18 protein-coding genes are annotated in these 21,273 nt (G+C 52.1%); 10 read left to right on the plus strand and 8 right to left on the minus strand.

The features are described from left to right. Positions 1-18 precede the first annotated feature (18 nt). Genes HV352_RS06870 through ptsP form a run of 4 tightly spaced genes read left to right on the plus strand, consistent with a single transcriptional unit; the run spans position 19 to position 5,928 of the window. Positions 19-1,266: a PTS fructose transporter subunit IIC gene (locus HV352_RS06870; RefSeq protein ID WP_047416349.1), complete on the plus strand. Its 1,248-nt coding sequence runs from the start codon at positions 19-21 to the stop codon at positions 1,264-1,266. 17 nt (positions 1,267-1,283) lie between these two features. Then, on the plus strand, positions 1,284-2,369 hold the full coding sequence (ypdF, locus tag HV352_RS06875; protein ID WP_169329935.1) for an aminopeptidase: 1,086 nt from the start codon (positions 1,284-1,286) through the stop codon (positions 2,367-2,369). After that, complete coding sequence (gene ypdE, locus HV352_RS06880) at positions 2,369-3,409, plus strand: aminopeptidase (protein WP_169329936.1); 1,041 nt, start codon at positions 2,369-2,371, stop codon at positions 3,407-3,409. Before ypdF ends, ypdE begins: the two co-directional genes overlap by 1 nt. Before the next feature lie 23 nt (positions 3,410-3,432). After that, positions 3,433-5,928 carry a phosphoenolpyruvate--protein phosphotransferase gene (gene ptsP, locus HV352_RS06885; RefSeq protein WP_181635300.1) on the plus strand — a complete coding sequence of 832 codons (2,496 nt, stop codon included), beginning with the start codon at positions 3,433-3,435 and terminating at the stop codon, positions 5,926-5,928. 77 nt (positions 5,929-6,005) lie between these two features. Here ptsP and HV352_RS06890 read toward each other — a convergent pair whose 3' ends face one another. The 4 genes from HV352_RS06890 to HV352_RS06905 form a co-directional block, all read right to left on the minus strand. After that, a complete protein-coding gene (locus HV352_RS06890; RefSeq protein WP_032931709.1) occupies positions 6,006-6,194 on the minus strand; it encodes a hypothetical protein in 189 nt (62 codons plus the stop codon). Between the two features lie 99 nt (positions 6,195-6,293). Beyond that, positions 6,294-7,157: an AraC family transcriptional regulator gene (locus HV352_RS06895; RefSeq protein WP_181635301.1), complete on the minus strand. Its 864-nt coding sequence runs from the start codon at positions 7,155-7,157 to the stop codon at positions 6,294-6,296. Positions 7,158-7,172: 15 nt separating this feature from the next. Then, positions 7,173-7,907 (minus strand): two-component system response regulator YpdB, encoded by a 735-nt coding sequence (gene ypdB, locus HV352_RS06900; RefSeq protein ID WP_019077329.1) that lies wholly within the window; start codon positions 7,905-7,907, stop codon positions 7,173-7,175. A gap of 14 nt (positions 7,908-7,921) precedes the next feature. After that, complete coding sequence (locus tag HV352_RS06905; RefSeq protein ID WP_029139619.1) at positions 7,922-9,619, minus strand: sensor histidine kinase; 1,698 nt, start codon at positions 9,617-9,619, stop codon at positions 7,922-7,924. A 387-nt stretch (positions 9,620-10,006) separates the two neighbouring features. Here HV352_RS06905 and alaC point away from each other — a divergent pair, with 387 nt between their 5' ends. Further along, positions 10,007-11,245 carry an alanine transaminase gene (gene alaC, locus HV352_RS06910; protein ID WP_016153894.1) on the plus strand — a complete coding sequence of 413 codons (1,239 nt, stop codon included), beginning with the start codon at positions 10,007-10,009 and terminating at the stop codon, positions 11,243-11,245. Between the two features lie 66 nt (positions 11,246-11,311). Here alaC and ypdK read toward each other — a convergent pair whose 3' ends face one another. Continuing rightward, a complete protein-coding gene (gene ypdK / locus HV352_RS06915) occupies positions 11,312-11,383 on the minus strand; it encodes a membrane protein YpdK (RefSeq protein WP_010723117.1) in 72 nt (23 codons plus the stop codon). Between the two features lie 343 nt (positions 11,384-11,726). Between ypdK and HV352_RS06920 the strand changes: the two genes are divergently transcribed. Next, positions 11,727-12,341 carry a lysozyme inhibitor LprI family protein gene (locus tag HV352_RS06920; protein ID WP_016153893.1) on the plus strand — a complete coding sequence of 205 codons (615 nt, stop codon included), beginning with the start codon at positions 11,727-11,729 and terminating at the stop codon, positions 12,339-12,341. A 41-nt stretch (positions 12,342-12,382) separates the two neighbouring features. Here the strand turns inward: HV352_RS06920 and lpxP are convergent, their stop codons facing one another. Further along, positions 12,383-13,303 carry a kdo(2)-lipid IV(A) palmitoleoyltransferase gene (gene lpxP / locus HV352_RS06925; protein WP_016157070.1) on the minus strand — a complete coding sequence of 307 codons (921 nt, stop codon included), beginning with the start codon at positions 13,301-13,303 and terminating at the stop codon, positions 12,383-12,385. Positions 13,304-13,745: 442 nt separating this feature from the next. Between lpxP and HV352_RS06930 the strand changes: the two genes are divergently transcribed. After that, positions 13,746-13,988, plus strand: a complete 243-nt coding sequence (locus HV352_RS06930; RefSeq protein ID WP_019077325.1) for a DUF2545 family protein — start codon at positions 13,746-13,748, stop codon at positions 13,986-13,988. Between the two features lie 83 nt (positions 13,989-14,071). Here HV352_RS06930 and pgtP read toward each other — a convergent pair whose 3' ends face one another. Next, positions 14,072-15,463 (minus strand): phosphoglycerate transporter PgtP, encoded by a 1,392-nt coding sequence (gene pgtP / locus HV352_RS06935; RefSeq protein WP_016153890.1) that lies wholly within the window; start codon positions 15,461-15,463, stop codon positions 14,072-14,074. A gap of 415 nt (positions 15,464-15,878) precedes the next feature. Between pgtP and pgtC the strand changes: the two genes are divergently transcribed. Genes pgtC through pgtA form a run of 3 tightly spaced genes read left to right on the plus strand, consistent with a single transcriptional unit; the run spans position 15,879 to position 20,321 of the window. Continuing rightward, positions 15,879-17,078: a phosphoglycerate transport regulator PgtC gene (gene pgtC / locus HV352_RS06940; RefSeq protein ID WP_019077323.1), complete on the plus strand. Its 1,200-nt coding sequence runs from the start codon at positions 15,879-15,881 to the stop codon at positions 17,076-17,078. 11 nt (positions 17,079-17,089) lie between these two features. After that, positions 17,090-19,084 (plus strand): two-component system sensor histidine kinase PgtB, encoded by a 1,995-nt coding sequence (gene pgtB / locus HV352_RS06945; protein WP_172452809.1) that lies wholly within the window; start codon positions 17,090-17,092, stop codon positions 19,082-19,084. Next, positions 19,074-20,321, plus strand: coding sequence for a two-component system response regulator PgtA (pgtA, locus tag HV352_RS06950; protein ID WP_141875468.1), 1,248 nt, complete (start codon positions 19,074-19,076; stop codon positions 20,319-20,321). The genes pgtB and pgtA overlap by 11 nt, the downstream gene beginning before the upstream one ends. Before the next feature lie 104 nt (positions 20,322-20,425). On the opposite strand, the gene HV352_RS06955 is transcribed toward pgtA, so the two are convergent. Further along, positions 20,426-20,965, minus strand: coding sequence for a DUF2058 domain-containing protein (locus HV352_RS06955; RefSeq protein WP_181635302.1), 540 nt, complete (start codon positions 20,963-20,965; stop codon positions 20,426-20,428). Between the last annotated feature and the right edge of the window lie 308 nt (positions 20,966-21,273).

Here is a 21,273-nt window from a genome sequence, read left to right on the forward strand (position 1 = left end):
ATCGACAGGGAATTACGTATGGCCATTAAAAAACGCAGTGCAACCGTTGTGCCTGGCGCATCTGGTGCGGCAGCGGCAATAAAAAATCCACCGGCCTCCCGCAATAGCTTCTGGGGCGAACTTCCGCAGCATGTGATGTCGGGTATTTCGCGCATGGTACCGACGTTAATTATGGGCGGGGTAATTCTCGCCTTCTCGCAACTGATCGCCTATAGCTGGCTCGATATACCTGCTGACACCGGCATCATGGATGCACTGAACAGCGGAAAATTCAGCGGTTTTAATCTCTCATTACTGAAGTTTGCCTGGCTGTCGCAATCTTTTGGCGGCGTGCTGTTTGGTTTTGCTATTCCGATGTTTGCCGCGTTTGTCGCCAACTCTATCGGCGGTAAGCTGGCGTTTCCGGCTGGGTTCATTGGTGGACTTATGTCCACTCAGCCCACGCAGATACTGAATTTTGACCCAGCGACGCTGCAATGGGCAACCAGTGCCCCCGTCCCGTCAACCTTTATTGGCGCGCTGATTATCTCGATTGTCGCCGGGTATCTGGTGAAGTGGATGAACCAAAAAATCCAGTTGCCTGATTTCCTGCTGGCATTCAAAACCACCTTTTTACTGCCCATTCTTTCCGCGATCTTCGTCATGTTGGCGATGTATTACGTGATAACGCCGTTTGGCGGGTGGATCAACGGCGGAATTCGTTCACTGCTGACGGCGGCTGGAGAGAAAGGCACGCTGATGTACGCGATGGGGATTTCTGCGGCAACGGCGATTGACCTCGGCGGTCCGATTAATAAAGCCGCAGGATTTGTCGCCTTCAGCTTTACTACCGATCACGTTCTGCCGGTAACCGCACGCTCTATTGCCATCGTGATTCCTCCAATTGGCCTCGGGTTGGCTACGCTTCTCGATCGGCGCTTAACCGGCAAACGCCTGTTCAGCGCACAGCTCTACCCGCAAGGGAAAACGGCAATGTTCCTCGCATTTATGGGCATCAGCGAAGGGGCGATCCCGTTTGCACTGGAAAGCCCCATCACGGCAATTCCATCCTATATGGTTGGCGCTATTGTCGGATCGACGGCTGCCGTCTGGCTGGGGGCGGTGCAGTGGTTCCCGGAATCGGCTATCTGGGCATGGCCGCTGGTCACTAACCTCGGCGTCTATATGGCGGGGATCCTGTTAGGTGCGGTGATTACGGCGCTGATGGTGGTGTTCCTGCGCAACATGATGTACCGCAAAGGCAAATTGCTGATTGAGAGCCTCTGATTAAAAGGATTGTGACCATGAGCTTACTTGCCTCGCTGCGTGACTGGCTAACGGCGCAACATCTCGATGCGATGCTGCTGTCATCGCGGCAGAATAAACAGCCGCATATGGGGATCTCCAGCGGTTCAGGGTTTGTGTTTATCAGCCATCAAAGCGCGCATATTCTGGTCGACGCCCGTTACTACACCGATGTTGCCACGCGTACTCAGGGCTATCAGATCCATCTACTTGATGGCGCGCAGACGCTGTATTCACGGGTGAATCACATTATTGCTGACGAAAAGCTGCAGACGGTGGGATTTGAAGGCGAGCAGGTAAGCTGGAATACGGCGAATGGATGGTCGGGCAAACTGCTTGCGCGACTAGTGAGTGCCGTGCCGGATGTGCTCCGGCAGGTAAAAACGGCGCAGGAGATAGCCTGCATTCGCGAAGCCTGCCGGATAGCTGACCTTAGTGCTGAACATATTCGCCGCTTTATTCAACCCGGCCTCAGTGAGCGCGAAATCGCCGCTGAACTGGAGTGGTACATGCGTACGCTCGGTGCAGACAAACCCTCTTTTGACACCATTGTCGCCAGCGGCTGGCGCGGCGCGCTGCCGCACGGTAAAGCCAGCGACAAGCGTGTCGAGGCGGGTGAGTTCATCACGCTGGATTTTGGCGCGCAGTATCAGGGCTATTGTTCGGATATGACGAGAACCTTTCGCATCCCAGACGCAAACCAGCCAGCGCAAGAAAGCCCGCTGTTTTCCGTGTATCAGATTGTCCTGGCGGCGCAGCGTGCGGCGGTGGCAGCAATTCGACCAGGTCGGCGTTGCCATGAGGTTGACGCCGCAGCCAGGCAGGTCATTACGCTGGCGGGTTATGGCGATGAGTTTGGTCACAATACCGGACACGCTATCGGCATTGAGGTGCATGAAAATCCCCGTTTTTCCCCCACCGACGCGACGCCTCTGGCGGCTGGCATGCTGCTCACCGTTGAGCCAGGTATTTATCTGCCGGGGCAGGGAGGCGTGCGTATTGAGGATGTGGTGCTGGTTACGCCAGACGGCGGCGAGGTGCTCTACACCATGGCGAAAACATTGTTACACACGGGAGAGGCGTAATGGACTTATCGCTACTGAAGGCGCTGAGCGAGGCGGACGCGATCGCCTCTTCAGAACAGGAAGTGCGTCAGATCCTGCTTGAAGAGGCGGATCGTCTACATAAAGAGGTGCGCTTTGACGGCCTGGGATCGGTGCTGATCCGTCTGAATGAATCAACCGGTCCGAAGGTAATGATCTGCGCGCATATGGATGAAGTGGGATTTATCGTGCGCAGTATTTCCAGCGAAGGAGCGATCGATGTATTGCCGGTGGGAAATGTGCGTATGGCGGCCAGGCAATTGCAGCCGGTGCGGATCACTACCCGTGAAGAGAGCAAAATTCCCGGTCTGCTCGACGGAGTGCGCAGCGGTAATGACGTCAGTGCGCTGCAGGTGGACATTGGCGCGCGGTCTTATGACGAGGTACTTCAGGCCGGCGTACGCCCTGGCGATCGCGTCACCTTTGACACGACGTTTCAGGTTTTGCCGCACCAGCGAGTCATGGGCAAAGCCTTTGATGATCGACTTGGATGTTATTTGCTGGTGGCGCTGCTGCGCGAATTGCATAACGCCATTCTCCCATGTGAGGTCTGGCTGGTGGCCAGTTCCAGTGAAGAAGTGGGACTGCGCGGAGGACAAACAGCAGCACGTGCGGTCGCCCCGGATGTGGCGATCGTGCTGGATACCGCCTGCTGGGCCAAAAACTTTGATCATGGTGCGGCCAACCATCGGCAGATTGGTAATGGCCCGATGCTGGTGTTAAGCGATAAATCGCTGATTGCCTCGCCAAAGCTGACGGCGTGGGTTGAAAGCGTGGCCACCGATGCGGGCATTACCCTGCAGCTTGACATGTTCAGTAACGGCGGCACTGACGGCGGGGCGGTGCACGTAAGCGGCACGGGGATCCCCACGGTTGTCATGGGGCCAGCTACGCGGCATGGACACTGCGCGGCGTCGATTGCCGACTGCCGTGACATCATCCAGACGCAGCAGTTGTTGTCGGCTCTTCTTTCACATCTTACGTGCGAAACCGTGGTTCATCTGACGGATTTCAGGTGCTGATTTCGCGCTAATCAGGAGTTGTTATGCTAACGATTCAATTTCTTTGCCCGCTACCCAATGGCCTGCATGCGCGTCCGGCGTGGGAGCTGAAAGAGCAGTGCAGCCAGTGGCAAAGTGAGGTGATATTTCTTAACCATCGCCAGAACGCCAGAGCAGATGCGAAAAGTTCGCTGGCGCTGATTGGCACCGGGACGCTGTTTAATGACAGTTGTAGCTTAACCATCACCGGTCGCGATGAAGAACAGGCCCGGCGAGAGCTGGAGGAGTACCTCCTGCACCGGTTTATTGACAGCGACAGCGTTCAGCCGACGCCGGCGGAACTGGCGGCGCATCCGTTGCCGCGTTCGCTGATTCGCCTCAACCCAGACCTTCTTTATGGCACCGTGCTTGCAGGGGGCGTGGGGGCAGGTTCGCTCACGCTTTGGCAGAGCGATAATCTGGAAAGTTATCGCGCGATTGCGCCGAGTGCGGAAGACAATACCCGGCTGGAGCATAGTCTGGCGACGCTTGCCGAACAGCTCAATCAGCAACTGCGCGAGCGTGAGGGTGAGAGTAAAACCATCCTCAGCGCCCATCTGTCTCTGATTCAGGACGACGAGTTTGCCGGGAATATTCGTCGCTTAATGCGGGAGCAGCATCTGGGGTTAGGGGCGGCGATTATCGCCAATATGGAGCAGGTGTGCGACAAGCTGTCGGCCTCCGGTAGCGATTACCTGCGCGAGCGCGTTAGCGATATCCGTGATATCAGCGAACAGCTGCTGCACATCACCTGGCCTGAAAGACGTCCGCGCAATGCGCTGGTGCTGAATAAGCCGACGATTCTGGTCGCTGAGGATTTGACGCCCAGCCAGTTTTTAAGCCTCAATTTGCAGCATCTGTCAGGCATGATCCTGGAGAAAACAGGGCGCACATCGCACACCCTAATCCTTGCTCGCGCGTCGGCTATACCGGTGCTTAGCGGCTTGCCGCTGGAGGCCATTAGCCGCTATGCAGGCCAGCATGCGGTACTGGATGCCCGCTGTGGGGTACTGGCCATCAATCCAGACGATGCGGTTCGCGGTTATTACGCGATTGCGCAGAAGCTGGCCGATGAATGCCAGCGGCGGCAGGCGCTGGATGCCGCCCAGCCCGCGCTGACCAAAGATAATCAGCGTATTGACGTTGCAGCGAATATCGGTACCGCGCTGGAAGCGCCGGGGGCGTTTGCCAATGGCGCGGAAGGGATTGGGCTGTTTCGTACTGAAATGCTGTTTATGGACCGCGACAGCGCTCCCGACGAGCAGGAACAGTTTGAAGCCTACCAGCAGGTCTTATTGGCCGCGGGCGACAAGCCGGTTATCTTTCGCACCATGGATATTGGGGGGGATAAAAATATCCGTTACCTCAATATTCCGCAGGAAGAGAATCCGTTCCTGGGCTACCGCGCGGTGCGAATTTATCCAGAGTTTGCTGGATTGTTTCGCACGCAGCTGCGCGCCATCTTACGTGCGGCAACCTTCGGCAATGCGCAGCTGATGATCCCAATGGTGCACAGCCTTGACCAGATTTTGTGGGTAAAAAGCGAACTGCAAAAAGCGCTGGTGGCACTGAAAGGCGACGGTTTACGCCATGCTCCGACAATTTCATTGGGGATTATGGTTGAAGTGCCGTCGGTGTGTTACATCATCGACCATTTCTGCGATGAGGTGGATTTCTTCAGTATTGGTTCAAACGACATGACCCAGTACCTGTACGCCGTCGATCGTAATAACCCGCGCGTTTCGCCGTTGTACAACCCGATTACGCCGTCGTTCCTGCGAATGTTGCAGCAGATTGTCCGCGTGGCGCACGAACGCGGTAAATGGGTGGGCATTTGCGGCGAACTGGGGGGCGAAGGACGCTATTTACCGCTGCTACTGGGCTTAGGACTCGACGAGCTGAGCATGAGCAGTCCACGTATTCCGGCGGTGAAAAGTCAGCTTCGTCAACTGGAGGGCCAGGCATGCCGTGAACTCGCCATACGGGCCTGTGAGTGCCGTAGCGCTCAAGAGATAGAAGATCTGCTCAACCAGTTTGCACCGCAGAAAGACGTGCGTCCGCTGCTGGCGCGGGAGAACATCTTTGTTGGTGAATCTCTGAGTAACAAAGAGCAGGTGATTCAGTTTCTGTGCGGCAATCTTGGTGTTAATGGGCGAACTGAACATCCGTTTGAGCTGGAGGAAGATATCTGGCAGCGCGAAGAGATAGTCACCACTGCTGTCGGTTTTGGTGTGGCTATTCCGCACACTAAGTCCCAGTGGATCCGCCATTCCAGCATCAGTATTGCCCGGCTTGCTCATCCCGTTGACTGGCAGTCAGAGATGGGCGAAGTGGAACTGGTTATCATGCTGACGCTGGGGGCTGATGAAGGCATTAACCACGTGAAGGTCTTCTCGCAGCTGGCGCGTAAGCTGGTGAACAAGCCGTTCCGCCAGTCGTTGTTTGCCGCTGAAAATGCCGACAGTATTCTCGCGTTGCTGGAGGCGGAACTGACGTTTTAAGCTTCATTGAAAGAGTGCTCTCCAGCCTGCGACGATCTGGTTGCAGGCTGGGTGAACGCGACCGGAAAGCGGCATCATCAATGCGGCGCGTTTGGCACCGGCAGTTTCCCGGCTCTTAAGAGCGTCATTTCTTGCTTACAGAGCAGAACCACCGCCTGGCGAGCTTTAACACGGCGGGAGGTAAGGGCTCTTTTCACGGTCTGACGATCCGCACCTGATTCCAGCATCTGAAAACACATCAGGGAGAGTGCACGTCTGTTTTTCATCGCATATTCACTTTATTGAGTAAGCCTGAAGGGGGAGCTACATGCCGTTATTTTACAACGATGCAAACGGATATTACTAACCTGTTGGCGTTGTCTCACTTAACGTGCTGACTGAAAACGTACGCTGTACTCTCCCGGAGTCAGGCCAAACTGACGCCGGAACAGGCGGCAGAAATAATTACTGTCCTGATACCCGCACCGCTGTGCGACTTCGCTAATCGACAGATGGTATTTCTGTAAGATGATGCGCGCCTTCGCCATTCTGACCCACCGCAGATACTCGACGAACCCCATGGTGCCGTGCTGGGCAAACACTTTTGACAGGTGGTTGGGCGTGATATTAAAAAACTGCGCTACGCTTTCCCGGGTCAGCGGTTGGGCATAGTTATCCTGCACCCAGTTACACATACTGTGATAGAGAAATTCAGCGCGCGGACGCTCTGTGTCAGGGCGGGTATTCACCACGCTACGACACAGATGCAGCAGGCTAAGCACCAGCGGCTGAATAATATCCTGGGCCTGAGGAGAGCGGCTTAAATGGGTTAATGCGGTGAGCATCGCCTCGCCTTCGCCGCGCTGCGGATGTGGTAACTCAATACGGCGGATCGGACGTAACAGCGATGCCGTTCGATTATCGTAAAAAGAGAGCCCCAGCCAGGCCGGAGAAAACACCAGACTCAGTAGCATCACGGGTTTATCGCTACCGGGCAAATTCGCCGCTTTCGCCGGGATAAACAGCATGTCGCCTTCAGGCAGACTATGCTGCTGTTTTTCCAGTTGATTACTGTATTCGCCACGCAGCACGATATCGAGGCGCGGAAGGTCAATACACAAACTGCCGGACGGTAACGTGGTGGGCTGGGACGCGAACCACACGCGGCCAAGACGCTTTGGGTTCAATACCAGGCCGCTGAACAGATCGGCGAAAAACTGTTGGTCTGCGGGGAGGCCTGGCTCTTTCATCGCTCTTTCTCTGCGCTATAAGTGCATTAACTGCCTGAACTCTTTCACTTTACTCCGACTCACCGGGATTTCAAATTCCAGATCTTTTAAGCGCAAAATGTAGGTGTTGTTAAACCAGGGTTCGATCTCGCGGATTTTATTCAGATTCACACAGAACGAGCGGTGGCAGCGGAAGAAATGCGAAGCAGGCAATTTGCTGCAAAATTCAGTGATGTTCATCGGCATCACGTACGATTCGCGCCGGGTGTAGACAAACGTCATCTTTTCATGGGCTTCTGCGTAGTAGATGTCGTTGATCGGGGTCACGATGATCCGCTCATCTTTGATCAGATTGATTGTATCGTTTTCGCGGGTCACCGGACTGGCAGGCGAAATTCCCGTTTGCTGTTGCTGCCAGGCGGCTTCCAGCTTTTGCAGCATGCCGACGATGCGTGATTCCTGATACGGCTTCAGGATGTAGTCAAAGGCCTCCAGTTCAAAGGCTTCAACAGCGTGCTCTTTCCACGCGGTAATAAAGACAATAAAGGGCTTGTGCGCGAACTGGCTGATGTTTTGCGCCAACAGGACGCCATCCAGCGAGGGAATATTGATATCCAGAAAAATGGCGTCAACGCGGTTGTGCTGGAGATATTTCAGCACGTCCAGACCGTCGTCAAATGTGCCGACAATCTCCATCTGGCTGTGCTCTTTTATCAGCCAGCTAAGTTCCTGTTGGGCCAGGAATTCATCTTCAACAATGATGACTTTCACGACTTCACTCCTGGTTAAAGCAACAATGTGGCCGGTGCGGCTGCGGGCGAGTGCTGATTAGGCACATAAAAGGCAATCTCAGTGCCTGGCTCCAGACGGCGGATATGGAGGCCCTCGCCGTAGAGCAGCTTAACGCGATGATGCACATTCAACAGACCAATTTTATTGCCCGGCATTTCATTGGATTCGACCCGTTCAATCACTTTTGGATCGATACCGTGGCCCGTATCCCGCACGGCAATCCGTACCCGATTACCGCACTCCGCAACGCTGATGGTGACCACCCCTTTTCCTTTGCAGGGCTGAATCCCATGGACGATAGCGTTCTCTACCAGCGGCTGAATCAGCAGGCTGGGAATATAACAGCTTACCTCTTCATCGATATCATAAATAACCGTCAGCTTGTCGCCAAAACGGGCCTGTTCGATGGCGATGTAATCCTTGATTTGATACAGCTCTTTTTTGATGTCGATCTGCTCATCGTCTTTTAATTCAATATTATAGCGAAGATAGCGCGATAAATTAAAAATCAGCTGGCGCGCTGTGTCTGGATTCAGTCGCACCGACGATGAAATTGCGTTCAGGGCGTTAAACAGGAAATGGGGATTTATTTTACTTTGTAGCGCACGCAGCTCTGCCTTATTTGCCATTTCGCGTAGCTGCTCCGCCCGGGAGACTTCCAGCTGAGTCGAGATAATTTGCGACAGGCCGATGGCCATTTCTTGTAGCGAGGAGGTTATCTGGTGGGCGTGACAGTAGTAGATTTTTAGCGTACCGGTGACAACACCTTTCTCCCAAAGCGGAATCACCAGCATGGAGTGTATTTCCGGCGTACGGTGCGCTTCATCATTGTTTTTAATGATGATTTTTCCGTAATTGATCGCCTGTTGCGTAGTCGGACTGACGAAATCATCATTATCGCGGTAGTTAAGTTCACCCACGCCAACGTAGGCCAGCACGTGCTGGGTGTTGGTAATAGCGACGGCATCAGCATGGATATCATGGCGAATAATTTCGCACACCTGGCGAAGCGATTCGCTATTGACCTGGCGAAAAAGCGGCAGAGTTTTGTTGGCGATATCCAGAGCCAGCTTAGCCTGCTTCGCGGCGCTGGCTTCTTTCTCGCCTTCCACGCTTTGCACCAGCATGACGATAAATCCAATGCAGACACTACCAAGAATCATTGGGATGCCGATCTTCGAAACGATATCCAGCCCCAGTTCGGTGGTGGGCGCCCAGGCGACGACGAGGATCATGGTCAGAGATTCGCACAGCATTCCGCCTAAAATACCCGCACGCCAGTGCTGCGCTTTGGGGATCCTACGGTTGATCCAGCCGGCAATGCAGCCTGCCAGAATGCTGGTGATAAAGCAGGGCAGGGCGGTTACGCCGCCGATGTCGATCAGGTAGCGGTGGGTGCCCGCGATCAGGCCTGTAATGATACCGACCCAGGGACCGAACAGAATTCCCCCTGACATGACTGCAATAATACGTACGTTAACCAGTGAGCCTTCAACCGGTACGCCGGACCAGGTACTGAACAGGGCAAACATTGAGAAAATCGCGGTAACGGCGAGCAGCTCTTTCGGGGAGTGGGCTGACTTGTGCAACAGTTCGCGAAACAGGCGGATACGAATCAGGAAAAACAGACAGAACAGCATCAGCGCTGCCCGGTCGAATACCGCCAGCAGCATATTGAATATTTCGTGCACGGGTGACTCTTGCGCAAGGGTTAAACCTCTATGATAGGTAACCTGAGGCTGGATGACCAGCAAACCCGCAGCCTGTAGCTAATGGGGAAAAACCTTAATATTAAAAGGGGATTGTTGCATGGTTGTTGTATTTACAATGCCTGTCCTGTCAACGGAGCGCGCAAAGTAATATGTTTAACAATAAAATGTTAAACGGTGGTAATTTTAAGCGGAGTGTGAAAAATTTTATTTCCTCATTTTTTCTGGCTATTCCTCTTTTATCTCAATAAAAAATATTTTGTTTTGCCTCTCGACAGAAGGAAATTATTCAGGCTATTTTCTAAACGTGCCACCATCGTGGCAGCGTCGCTCGGACGGTCCGGGCGCTAACGTTAATCTGAGGATATTATGGCTGACTCCCGCCCTGAACGTCGCTTTACGCGTATTGATCGCCTTCCCCCTTACGTTTTTAACATCACTGCTGAGCTAAAGATGGCTGCGCGTCGGCGCGGCGAAGATATTATCGATTTCAGCATGGGGAACCCGGATGGGGCCACGCCTCCTCACATCGTCGAAAAACTCTGTACCGTGGCGCAGCGCCCGGATACGCACGGTTACTCCACCTCGCGCGGCATTCCGCGTCTGCGTCGGGCGATTTCCCGTTGGTACCAGGAACGCTATGACGTTGAGATCGATCCGGAATCCGAAGCGATTGTGACGATTGGCTCGAAAGAAGGATTGGCGCACCTGATGCTGGCCACGCTGGATCACGGCGATACGGTCCTCGTACCGAACCCGAGTTATCCGATCCATATTTATGGCGCGGTGATTGCCGGCGCGCAGGTACGCTCAGTGCCGCTGGTCGAAGGCGTCGATTTCTTTAATGAGCTGGAGCGCGCGATTCGCGAAAGCTACCCGAAACCGAAGATGATGATCTTAGGTTTTCCTTCCAACCCGACTGCGCAGTGCGTCGAGCTGGAGTTCTTCGAAAAAGTTGTGGCCCTGGCTAAACGCTATGACGTGCTGGTGGTTCATGACCTGGCCTATGCCGATATCGTCTACGATGGCTGGAAAGCGCCGTCGATTATGGAGGTACCGGGCGCTCGTGATGTCGCGGTGGAGTTTTTCACCCTATCGAAAAGCTACAACATGGCGGGCTGGCGTATCGGTTTTATGGTAGGTAACAAAACGCTGGTGAACGCGCTGGCTCGAATTAAGAGCTATCACGATTACGGAACCTTTACTCCGTTGCAGGTTGCAGCAATCGCCGCGCTGGAAGGCGATCAGCAGTGCGTGCGGGATATTGCTGAGCAATATAAACGTCGTCGAGATGTGCTGGTTAAGGGGCTGCATGAAGCCGGGTGGATGGTCGAGATGCCCAAGGCCTCGATGTACGTTTGGGCGAAAATCCCAGAGCAATACGCCGCGATGGGCTCACTTGAATTTGCCAAGAAACTGCTGAACGAGGCGAAGGTATGCGTTTCGCCGGGGATTGGTTTTGGTGATTATGGTGATACGCACGTGCGCTTTGCGTTAATTGAAAACCGCGACCGTACCCGCCAGGCGATCCGTGGCATCAAAGCAATGTTCCGCGCCGATGGCTTACTGCCTGCCAGTGCAAAATCGGCCACTGAAAGTACCGACTAACAACACGTTTCCCCAAAAGCAAACAGGAGCCATCAGGCTCCTGTTTTTTTTGCTGCGTCTTTTAATTTAGATCATCAGGGCGAAAGTACCGGCCCAAACGATGACCATAAAAGAAATGCCCATAAAGAAATATTTCACTTTTCATCTCTCCGCGTACCTGAGGTACGTCTAAATGAACATATGCTAACCTGACAGAGAGCTGATGCACGCGTAAACGAAATGGAGAATTCCCTTCGTTTGCTTGTCTGCATCACCTCAGAATTCTGAGCTTTTATGCTCCAGACGGCGCTAATGTACGCCTAAAAATGAGGTGAGACAAGAGGCATTTTTTTATTTAATTTTAATAACTTACAAGTGTCGTGATTCGGCGACAGTTTAATTTCTGTCGGTAATAAATTGCTATTGAGCGACGAAATGTTTACTCGGAGAATTCTCATATCTCCATGATGTTAATGCGGTTAATTTTTCGCGGAATGAGATTATGAAAAGGTTAAAAATGACCAGATTAATGATGTTAGCACTCGTTCTTACGCCAGTGACGTCGATGGCGGCCTCGCCGATGGCATTCAATTTCAGCTGCGCAAGTATTGGTGGTGTGAATAGTGATGGTAAAGGCAATATCTGGATTGATGGCACTAAGGCGACGGTAAAGGCCTTCAATGAAAATTACTGGGAAGCAAAAAGCGGTAACAATACCGTGTCTATCTCCCGTAAAGATGACGGGAATCCGGACGTTTCCTGGACCGGGCCTAATCGTAAGCACGGGATTTGCCTGCCTGAAGACAATATCGACTTTTCAGGGGCAAAGAAATCGACCAGCAACGGCCCTTCTTTTTCCTGTTCTGCGGTAGCAAAGGGCAGTATCGAAGAGGTTATCTGTCAAAGTCCTTCGCTCTCAGCCATGGATTTGGCATTGAACGGGGCCTACAAGCAGGCGCTGGTGAAATCGAGTAATAACCCGACGCTCAAAGCAGAGCAACGTGGCTGGGTGAAAGGGCGTAACGAATGCTGGAAAGAGCAGGATAAGCCAGCGTGTATAGCCCGTAACTACAATGAGCGAATGGCTGAATTACAGAACAAGTGGGGCGTGAAGTAATTCAGGCGCAGAAAAAAAGAAAGGCCTTTCGGCCTTTCTTTTTAGATATATAACGAGGCTTCACCCATCGGGCGAGTTTTGAAGCGACGGTGGATCCAGAGATACTGCTCGGGCGCGCGCATGATCTCTTTTTCGATAATTTTGTTCATATACGCCGCTGCCTGGCTTTCATCTGTTGGATAACCTTCCATTTCTGGCGTGATGAACAGGCGGTAACCGGAGTTATCTGCTTTTCTCACCATGGTTACGGTCAGCATCGCTGCGCCCGATAACCGTGACAGCACGTAAGTACCGTTGGTGGTCGCGACGTTTTTGACTGCGAAGAAAGGGGCGAATGAACTCCCTTTACGACCGTAGTCCTGATCGGGGGCAAACCATACCGCTTCCCCTTTTTTCAGGGCGCCGACAATACCGCGCAGATTATTTCTGCCGATCATGGCCTTGTTGGAGCGCATACGACCGCGGGTTTGGATCCACTCCATCAACTTATTGTTGTGCGGGCGATAGGTTGCCATCATCGGTTGGCAAAGTCCCATTACGCGACCACCCAATTCGAGTGACATAAAGTGTACGCCTACCACCATCACGCCACGGTTTTGCATCTGTGCGCGTTTCAGGTTGTCCAGCCCTTCTACATCAAACCATTTGCGTACCCGGCGATCTGGCCAGAACCAGGCCATACCCGTTTCAAGCAGCGCCATGCCGAGTGAACGGAAGTTCTCATCGACCAGTTTGTCTCTTTCTTCTTGCGACAGATTTGGGAAACAGAGTTCGAGATTTTTATGAGCAATAGATTCACGGCGCTTTAAAAATGGACGAGCCAGCGTTCCTGTACGGGTACCAAGAAAACACAACACGGGATAGGGAAGTTGTACCAGTAACCAGAGCACACCGACGCCAAACCATGTGAGCCAGTAGCGCGGATGCAAAAACGCGCGTGAAAATTTACATTGGGGGAACATAAGCACCTGTTGTTGATACGAAATAGGTGTATCGCGAAGATTCTTTAGTCTGCCGCTTTACAGTCTGTACTGATCGTTAGGCCGCCATGAACGACATTGGTTCCTGTAAAGAGTGTAAAACTGAGTCAGGACAAAACCAGGAAGGGGCATGAATGATCGGACGCTCAATGTACACCCGAATATTAATGTCAGCCAGAAATAATTACTCAAGATGCGTAAATGTTTTTACGGCGATTAAGGTCAAAAATGAGTCGTTATATAATGCGTTGTTTTTATGACGATTAAATAAACGGCTGTCGAATAAATTAGTAGTCAGTGATTGAGTGATTTTTGTAACGAAAAAGTTGCTTAAATTGCGAACCATTGGGAATTGTCTTAGAATATAAACTCAAGGGAGTGTAAGGACTTACGTAAATTTTTACGGCAAACAGGAGGTATCGCTATGTTCTATTTTTGGATCTTTCTCGCGTTGAGCATTCTGAGCGTCAGTTGCTATATCTGGCAGGTTATGGGGACTGCGGCGTCAATAAGTGCTTTTATCGGCATGGCCATACTCACGGCATTAATTTACGTTTTTACTATGCAGTTGACCAATGGTAACGAGATGGTTACCGGATTATTCCTTTTTCTTGCCCCAGCATGCGGTTTGATCATCCGCTTTATGGTGGGTTACGGTAAGCAATAAATTATCACGTTGAGCTATTTATTCTTTATCTGAATGTATTGAAGTGCCAGCATCGCTGGCACTTTTTGCGAGACTCAAATCGGTTACCGGGCATCAGCCAACTGGAGTGACGCTTCCTCTTGCTGAGCGTTTTTCCGTTGTTGTTCGAGTTCCAGCGCGCCGCGATGGGAGAGGTAGCAGAACAGGATGCAGCAGACAATCCCGCCCATCAACAGATAGAAGCCGCCATGCCATCCCATTTTATCGACCATCACGCCAAACAGGCTGGTTCCCAGCGATGCGCCAAAAATGTAGCTCATGAATCCGCGTAACCCTACCGCAGAACCTACTGCGAAGCTGGGGACGATTTCCATGGTCTGAACGGAGGCCAGGAACTGCGGAACATAAATCAGGCAACCCACGATGGCGGCAAAAATAGTGACCATCAGCAGCGATTCACTTTTCCAGTAACCGATCAGGCAGACGAAAATCAGCGCCATACAGATCATGGCCAGCGGCATGCGACGGCCTTTAAACAGTTTATCGGTGAGCCAACCCGCCAGTAATGTGGAAGGAATTGCCGCCCATTCGAAAAACAGAAAAGCTATGCTCATTTGCTCTTTCGAGAAATGTTTTTCGGTTAATAAATAAATTGGCAGCCAGCTAATCATACCAAAACGCACCATATAGACAAAAACGTCTACCAGTGAAACATACCAGGCATTTTTATTACGCAATACATAGGTGCAGAAGATCTGGAAGGCACTCATATTTTCTGGCGCCTGGACAGCGTGTCGGGAATTTAATACGACTTTTTCTTCCGGCATCATTTGTTCCAGAGCCGGTAAACCCTCCTGGCGTGGTGAACCTTTCCCCAGCATCAGCACAATAAAAGCAAACAGTACGGCAACACAGGCCGGAACAATATAGCTGGCGCTTTGCCAGTGTTCGCTCCCCAAAATGGCAAACGCGGCGCCAACAATCGGGGCGACAATACCACCGCCAACGTTGTGTGAGATATTCCAGAATGCGCCAACGCGTCCACGTTCTTTACGTGGAAACCAGTTAGCGATGGTAATAAATGAAGGGCCAACGCCCATCCCCTGAAACAAACCGTTGAAAACGACCAGCGCGGCAAATATCCAGAATCCGGTACTGAACCCCAGGCCTACGTTGACGATAGCGCACAGGATCAGGCCGCATGCCATGAAGACTTTCGGGCTGGCCTTGTCTGCCAGACTGCTCATAATGCCTTTACTGATCCCATAGGCAATAAGCATGCAGCTGCTAAGTAAACCAATCTGCGTAGCGCTGAGATCCAGGTGCTCCTTCAGGTATGGAGTCGAGAGCGTGAAGTTATTGCGCACAATATAGTACGCAAGATAGCCAAGAAATACGCTGAGTAATGCCTGAATGCGGTATCGGCCATAAGTTGCCTGGACTTTCTCCGCCGGGACTTTATTCGCCGCTGGTCCTGCCTTAAATATTGATAACATATCATCACCTAATTTTTTATTGATGTGAATATCAGGATTTTTCGCAGTGAAGAGTGAAATAGACGGCAAAGAAACTCAAGTTGATGAAATGTGTCACTATTGACTCAATTTTCTGGCGGCGTGGCAGATTTTGACTCTTTTTTAATAATGGATTTTCAATTCTATTCTTTCACGGACATTTTTATCATCGGCGTGTGCGGGTATTAACAAATTCAGGCTGCATTTTCGGGTATTCTTTACTGATGTCGTCACTTTCCGTTTGGTTATTCTACGAATAACCTTATTCTTCCCCCCAGCGGTGATAAACGGGTAAGTTTTGTCTCAATATTATTTTTTGTACATGTTGGTATTTATGAACGGGATCACAAACAGACTGTTGGGCCGGGGGCGTTTTTGGGCATTCTTGCTCTGTTTTATGTCGCTGTCGGCGAGCTGCCAGGTCCTGGGTAAAGAGCTGGTGATGGCGACCACCTTTTCCCCAGGGGCCACGGCCTGGATTATCCAGCGCTGGCAGACGGAGCCAGGGTCAGTGATGATTCGCACGTTAAACCGGACCAGCGGTTCGCTGGAACAGTTGCTGGATACTGCGAATGCAGAAAACGTCGATCTGATTTTGACCTCATCACCCATGCTGTTGCAGCATCTTCAGGAGCACCAGAAGCTGGCGCCTTTCGATAATGCGCTGCCTGAAAGCCAGCGGCTGGTGCCAGACTCGATTCGTTCGACCTCCGTGGCTGTGGCGATATCAGGGTTTGGCCTGTTGATTAATCGTTCTGCGCTGGCGGCGCGGCATCTTCCGCCGCCTGCCGACTGGGGGGATTTAACGCAGCCTAAATATCAGAACGCGCTGTTGATGAGTAGCCCGTCGCGTTCCGATACCAACCACCTGATGGTTGAGTCGCTGCTGCAACAGAAAGGGTGGGAAGAGGGCTGGGCGACGCTGTTGGCCAGCGCCGGTAATCTGGTAACGATTTCATCACGCAGTTTTGGCGTGGCCGACAAAATTAAGAGCGGTCTGGGCGTGGCGGGGCCGGTTATTGATAACTATGCCAACCTGTTGCTTAACGATCCGCACCTTACTTTTACCTATTTCCCTCGCTCGGCGGTGTCACCCACCTATGTTGCCGTACTCAAGAATAGCCAGCACCCCAACGAAGCGCGTCGCTTTATCCGCTATCTGTTAAGCCCGGAAGGACAGCGGATCCTTGCGGATGCGAACACGGGGAAATATCCGGTCACGCAGCTCGCGCCTGATAACCCACGCGCCGCTCAGCAGGCTATTTTGATGAGCCAGCCCGCGCTTAATTATCGGCTGATCCTTAAGCGGCAACAGTTGGTGCAGCGGATGTTTGATACCGCCATCAGTTTTCGACTCGCGCAGCTGAAAGATGCCTGGCGGGCGCTATACAGTGCGGAAGCGCGCCTGAAACGCCCGCTACCCGAAATCAGAGCATTACTGACCAGCGTCCCGATAGACGCCAGAAGTAGTGAAGATGAGGCCTGGCTTGCGCAATTTGAGAATAAAAGCGTAGCCGAACAGCAGATGATGGAGTGGCAGCTCTGGTTTCTTAAAAATCAGCGTCAGGCGATATCCAAACTGGAAGAGTTAAAATGAAAGGTGGTTCGATACTGCAACGCCTGCGCCAGCTCAGCATCAGCAGCAGCCTGCGGGGAGCGTTTCTGACGGGCGCATTACTGACGTTGAGCGTAAGCTGCGTCAGTTTGTACTCCTGGCATGAGCAGAGCTCGCAGATACGCTATTCACTTGATGATTACTTCCCGCGCGTACATTCCGCTTTTTTGATAGAAGGAAATCTCAACCTGGTTGTGGATCAGCTTAATGAATTCCTGTTGGCCCCCAACACCACGGTAAGGCTGCAACTGCGCAATCAAATTATTTCTCATCTGGACAAAATTGAGGTGCTGAGCCGGGGATTACAATCGGCAGAACAACAGCAGTTGGCGGTGATTTTGCAAGACAGTCGGGCGCTGATGGCGGAGCTGGACCGGGTGCTCTACAACATGTTCCTCGTGCGCGAAAAGGTGAGTGAACTCTCCGCGCGCATCGACTGGCTACATGATGATTTTACTACTGAGCTGAATTCGCTGGTGCAGGATTTTACCTGGCAGCAGGGGACGTTGCTGGATCAAATTGAGGCCAAAAACGGCGATGCAGCGCAGTATCTCAAACGTGCCAGAGAGGTACAAAACGAGCAGCAGCAGGTTTACACCCTGGCAAGAATTGAAAATCAGATCGTGGATGATTTACGCGACAGGCTCAATGAACTGAAGTCGGGTAGCGACGACGGAATGCTGGTGGAGAATCATATCCGCTATCTGGAGAACCTGAAGAAAACGGCGGATGAAAATATCCGTACCCTCGATGACTGGCCCAGTACTATCACCCTGCGGCAAACCATTGATGAGTTACTGGAAATCGGGATGATGAAAAATAAAATGCCCGATACCATGCGCGATTATGTCGCCGCGCAAAAAGCGCTCGTTGATGCTAACCATGCCAGAGAGGCAACGCTCGGGCGCTTTCGAACACTGCTTGAGGCGCAGTTGGGGAGTAGCCATCAGCAAATGCAGATGTTTAACCAGCGGCTGGAACAAATTGTTCGCGTCAGCGGTGGACTTATTCTGCTGGCGACGCTGCTGGCGCTACTTCTCGCCTGGGGGCTCAACCATTACTTTATTCGTTCGCGTCTGGTGAAGCGTTTTACCGCACTCAACCAGGCCGTGGTGCAAATTGGTCTTGGCAGAACGGATGCCACCATCCCGGTTTATGGGCGCGATGAGCTCGGGCGCATCGCAGGATTGCTGCGCCATACTCTGGGCCAGTTGAGTGCGCAAAAAAATCAGCTGGAGCAGGAAGTGACAGAGCGCAAGGAGATAGAATCCGATCTCCGGGCAACGCAGGATGAACTGATCCAGACGGCAAAACTGGCAGTGGTTGGACAGACCATGACCACGCTGGCGCACGAGATTAACCAACCGCTGAATGCGCTGTCGATGTACCTGTTTACGGCGGGAAGGGCAATTGAACAAGGACAATCCGCTCAGGCCAGAAGTACGTTAACCAAAGCGGAGGGGCTGATTATCCGTATTGATGCCATTATCCGTTCGCTGCGTCAGTTTGCACGTCGGGCCGAGCCGGGCGCGCCTTTGCATCCGGTCGATCTGCGACAAACATTCAGCGCCGCCTGGGAACTGTTGGCCATGCGGCATAAGCCTCAGCAGGGTACGCTGACGCTTCCAGCCCAGAGTGTATGGGTGACAGGTGATGAAGTGCGTATTCAGCAGGTGCTGGTAAACGTACTGGCAAATGCGCTGGATGCCAGTCCGACTGGCGCGCAAATAGAGGTTCACTGGCAGGCTGAGGGCAGCCGATTGTGCGTCTTTGTCTGCGATAACGGCCCCGGCTGGCCGGAGGCGTTATTGCCATCACTATTAAAGCCGTTTACCACCAGTAAGGATGTGGGGCTCGGTATTGGCTTATCGATTTGTGTATCGTTAATGGGGCAAATGAACGGCGAGCTGCGCCTGGCGTCGACACCGGGGCGTAATGCCTGCGTCGTTCTGCAATTTAATCTGACGGATGTAAACGATGTTGTGTGATGACTATTCTGTTCTGCTGATTGATGATGATGCCGATGTTCTCGACGCTTACACTCTGTTGCTTGAACAAGAGGGGTACCGTGTCTATGCATGCAATAACCCTTTTGATGCCCGAAACTGGCTGCAAGCCGACTGGCCGGGGATTGTTCTGAGCGATGTGTGTATGCCTGGCTGCAATGGAATAGACCTGATGACGTTGTTTCATCAGGATGATAATCAGCTACCTATCCTGCTAATCACCGGGCATGGCGATGTCCCGATGGCGGTGGAGGCAGTAAAGAAAGGCGCATGGGACTTTCTGCAAAAACCGGTCGACCCCGGCAAACTGCTGTCGCTGGTAGAGGATGCGCTGCGTCAGAGAAAATCCGTGATTGCCCGTCGCCATTATTGCCAGCAAAAGCTTCAGGTTGAACTGCTCGGCTACAGTGACTGGGTCAATCAGTATCGTCAACGTCTGCAACACCTGGCGGAAACGGATATTGCCGTCTGGTTTTATGGCGAGCCGGGAACGGGACGTATGACCGGAGCCCGGTATTTGCATCAGCTTGGGCGCAGCGCTGATGGGCCGTTTATCCGCGGTGAACTAACGCCCGGGAACGCGGGACTACTCAATGACCTTATTGCACAGGCGCAAGGAGGAACGCTGGTCCTGAGCCATCTTGAGTGCCTGACACGTGAACAGCAGCACCATCTGGTGCATCTGCAAAGCCAGGAGCGGCGTCCGTTTCGTCTGATAGGCATTGGTGACACATCGTTAGTGGAACTGGCGGCAACCAACCAGATTGTGGCCGAACTCTACTACTGTTTTGCGATGACGCAAATCGGTTGTCAGCCGCTGTCACAGCGTCCGGATGATATTGAGCCGCTGTTTCGTCATTACCTGCAGAAAGCCTGTCTGCGCCTGAACCATCCCGTACCCGAGGTTGAAGGGGAGTTACTGAAAGGCATGCGGCGTCGCGTGTGGTTAAGTAATGTTCGAGAACTGGCGAATGCCGCCGAGCTTTTTGCCGTTGGGCTACTCCCGCTGGCTGAAACCGCGAATCCGCAGCTGCATCTGCCTGAACCAACACCGCTCGATCGGCGGGTTGAAGAGTACGAGCGACAGATCATTACTGAAGCGCTAAATATTCATCAGGGGCGCATTAATGAAGTGGCGGAGTATTTACAAATCCCGCGTAAAAAATTGTATTTACGCATGAGAAAATACGGGCTGAGCAAAGAACACTATAAGTTTTAGTCGACAGGATTGGGGGAGAAGGGACGTCGAGAGTATTTCGGTGGCGGCGTTGGCGTTCACCGAAATAGGCAACGGAAGTCCGGGTGATTATCTGGTTGTTTTTCTTACCACATCAAATCATCAGGGATGACAAAATCAGCATACGGATCGTCTTCGTCCTTCGCTTCCTGGCTCAGCTCGCAATTTAAAACAATATAACTTGCATCGCGCTGCGCAATCTTGTCGGCGACGACAGCCGGGATAATGGCGTATTCGCTATCGTTGCCGCTTTCAGCCGTGAGTCGGACAATGGCCAAACGGCCCTTGATCAGCTGAGACTGAGTCACCTTATCAACATAGACTTTTTTGATCAGGTTATTATCAGTAAAGTTGTAACCAATATCGCCACGGGTAATGGTGATTTTATTCATTTCAATCAGTTGCTTGATCTGGGCTTTATATTCTTTAGACAGCGCGGCCTGTTTCTGCTGTTCGCTGAGCTGCTTGTCGCGCTCAATTTGCGCTTTTTTATTCTCTTCAACCGCTTCTCTGGCTTCGCGAGCCTGAACGCGCGATTTCTTCGCCGTTCTTTGCACTTTGGCCACTTTTTTGCTGCTGACCAGACCTGCCTTAAGCATCTGTTCTTGTAGGGTAAGTTTTGTCATCGTCGCTTCTAATCCAATAAAATCGTTGTCAGGATTATAACCTTAACGTTCGGCGGGATGCCAGAAAATGGCCGTGCCACGACGGTTATCTCCAGTAGGCGTCACTGTTCTGTGTCTTACTCCCTTTCCGAATCGTGTTGATAGTTAACCCGTTTTTTAATAAGAAATAATATGCTGAATGATTTAACTAACTTGAGAATAGATATCATAAATATAAATATTCCAGTGATTTATCCTGATTGTCGTAATCAAATAGAGTTATTTTGGCAGGTATTTAATCTAAAAAACAATCAGTTGTCTCTTGATCA

Origin of the sequence: Citrobacter sp. RHBSTW-01044, from assembly GCF_013781945.1 — a bacterium.
In the GTDB taxonomy this organism is placed as follows: Bacteria; Pseudomonadota; Gammaproteobacteria; order Enterobacterales; family Enterobacteriaceae; genus Citrobacter; species Citrobacter braakii.

Excerpts from the sequence above, each read along its gene's own strand:
- lpxP (WP_016157070.1), bottom strand. The coding sequence starts at position 13,303 with ATGTTCCCCCAATGTAAATTTTCACGCGCGTTTTTGCATCCGCGCTAC.
- alaC (WP_016153894.1), top strand. The coding sequence starts at position 10,007 with ATGGCTGACTCCCGCCCTGAACGTCGCTTTACGCGTATTGATCGCCTT.
- HV352_RS06955 (WP_181635302.1), bottom strand. The coding sequence starts at position 20,965 with ATGACAAAACTTACCCTACAAGAACAGATGCTTAAGGCAGGTCTGGTC.
- HV352_RS06920 (WP_016153893.1), top strand. The coding sequence starts at position 11,727 with ATGAAAAGGTTAAAAATGACCAGATTAATGATGTTAGCACTCGTTCTT.
- HV352_RS06890 (WP_032931709.1), bottom strand. The coding sequence starts at position 6,194 with ATGAAAAACAGACGTGCACTCTCCCTGATGTGTTTTCAGATGCTGGAA.
- ptsP (WP_181635300.1), top strand. The coding sequence starts at position 3,433 with ATGCTAACGATTCAATTTCTTTGCCCGCTACCCAATGGCCTGCATGCG.
- pgtA (WP_141875468.1), top strand. The coding sequence starts at position 19,074 with ATGTTGTGTGATGACTATTCTGTTCTGCTGATTGATGATGATGCCGAT.
- pgtP (WP_016153890.1), bottom strand. The coding sequence starts at position 15,463 with ATGTTATCAATATTTAAGGCAGGACCAGCGGCGAATAAAGTCCCGGCG.
- pgtC (WP_019077323.1), top strand. The coding sequence starts at position 15,879 with ATGTCGCTGTCGGCGAGCTGCCAGGTCCTGGGTAAAGAGCTGGTGATG.
- HV352_RS06895 (WP_181635301.1), bottom strand. The coding sequence starts at position 7,157 with ATGAAAGAGCCAGGCCTCCCCGCAGACCAACAGTTTTTCGCCGATCTG.
- ypdE (WP_169329936.1), top strand. The coding sequence starts at position 2,369 with ATGGACTTATCGCTACTGAAGGCGCTGAGCGAGGCGGACGCGATCGCC.
- ypdF (WP_169329935.1), top strand. The coding sequence starts at position 1,284 with ATGAGCTTACTTGCCTCGCTGCGTGACTGGCTAACGGCGCAACATCTC.
- HV352_RS06930 (WP_019077325.1), top strand. The coding sequence starts at position 13,746 with ATGTTCTATTTTTGGATCTTTCTCGCGTTGAGCATTCTGAGCGTCAGT.
- HV352_RS06870 (WP_047416349.1), top strand. The coding sequence starts at position 19 with ATGGCCATTAAAAAACGCAGTGCAACCGTTGTGCCTGGCGCATCTGGT.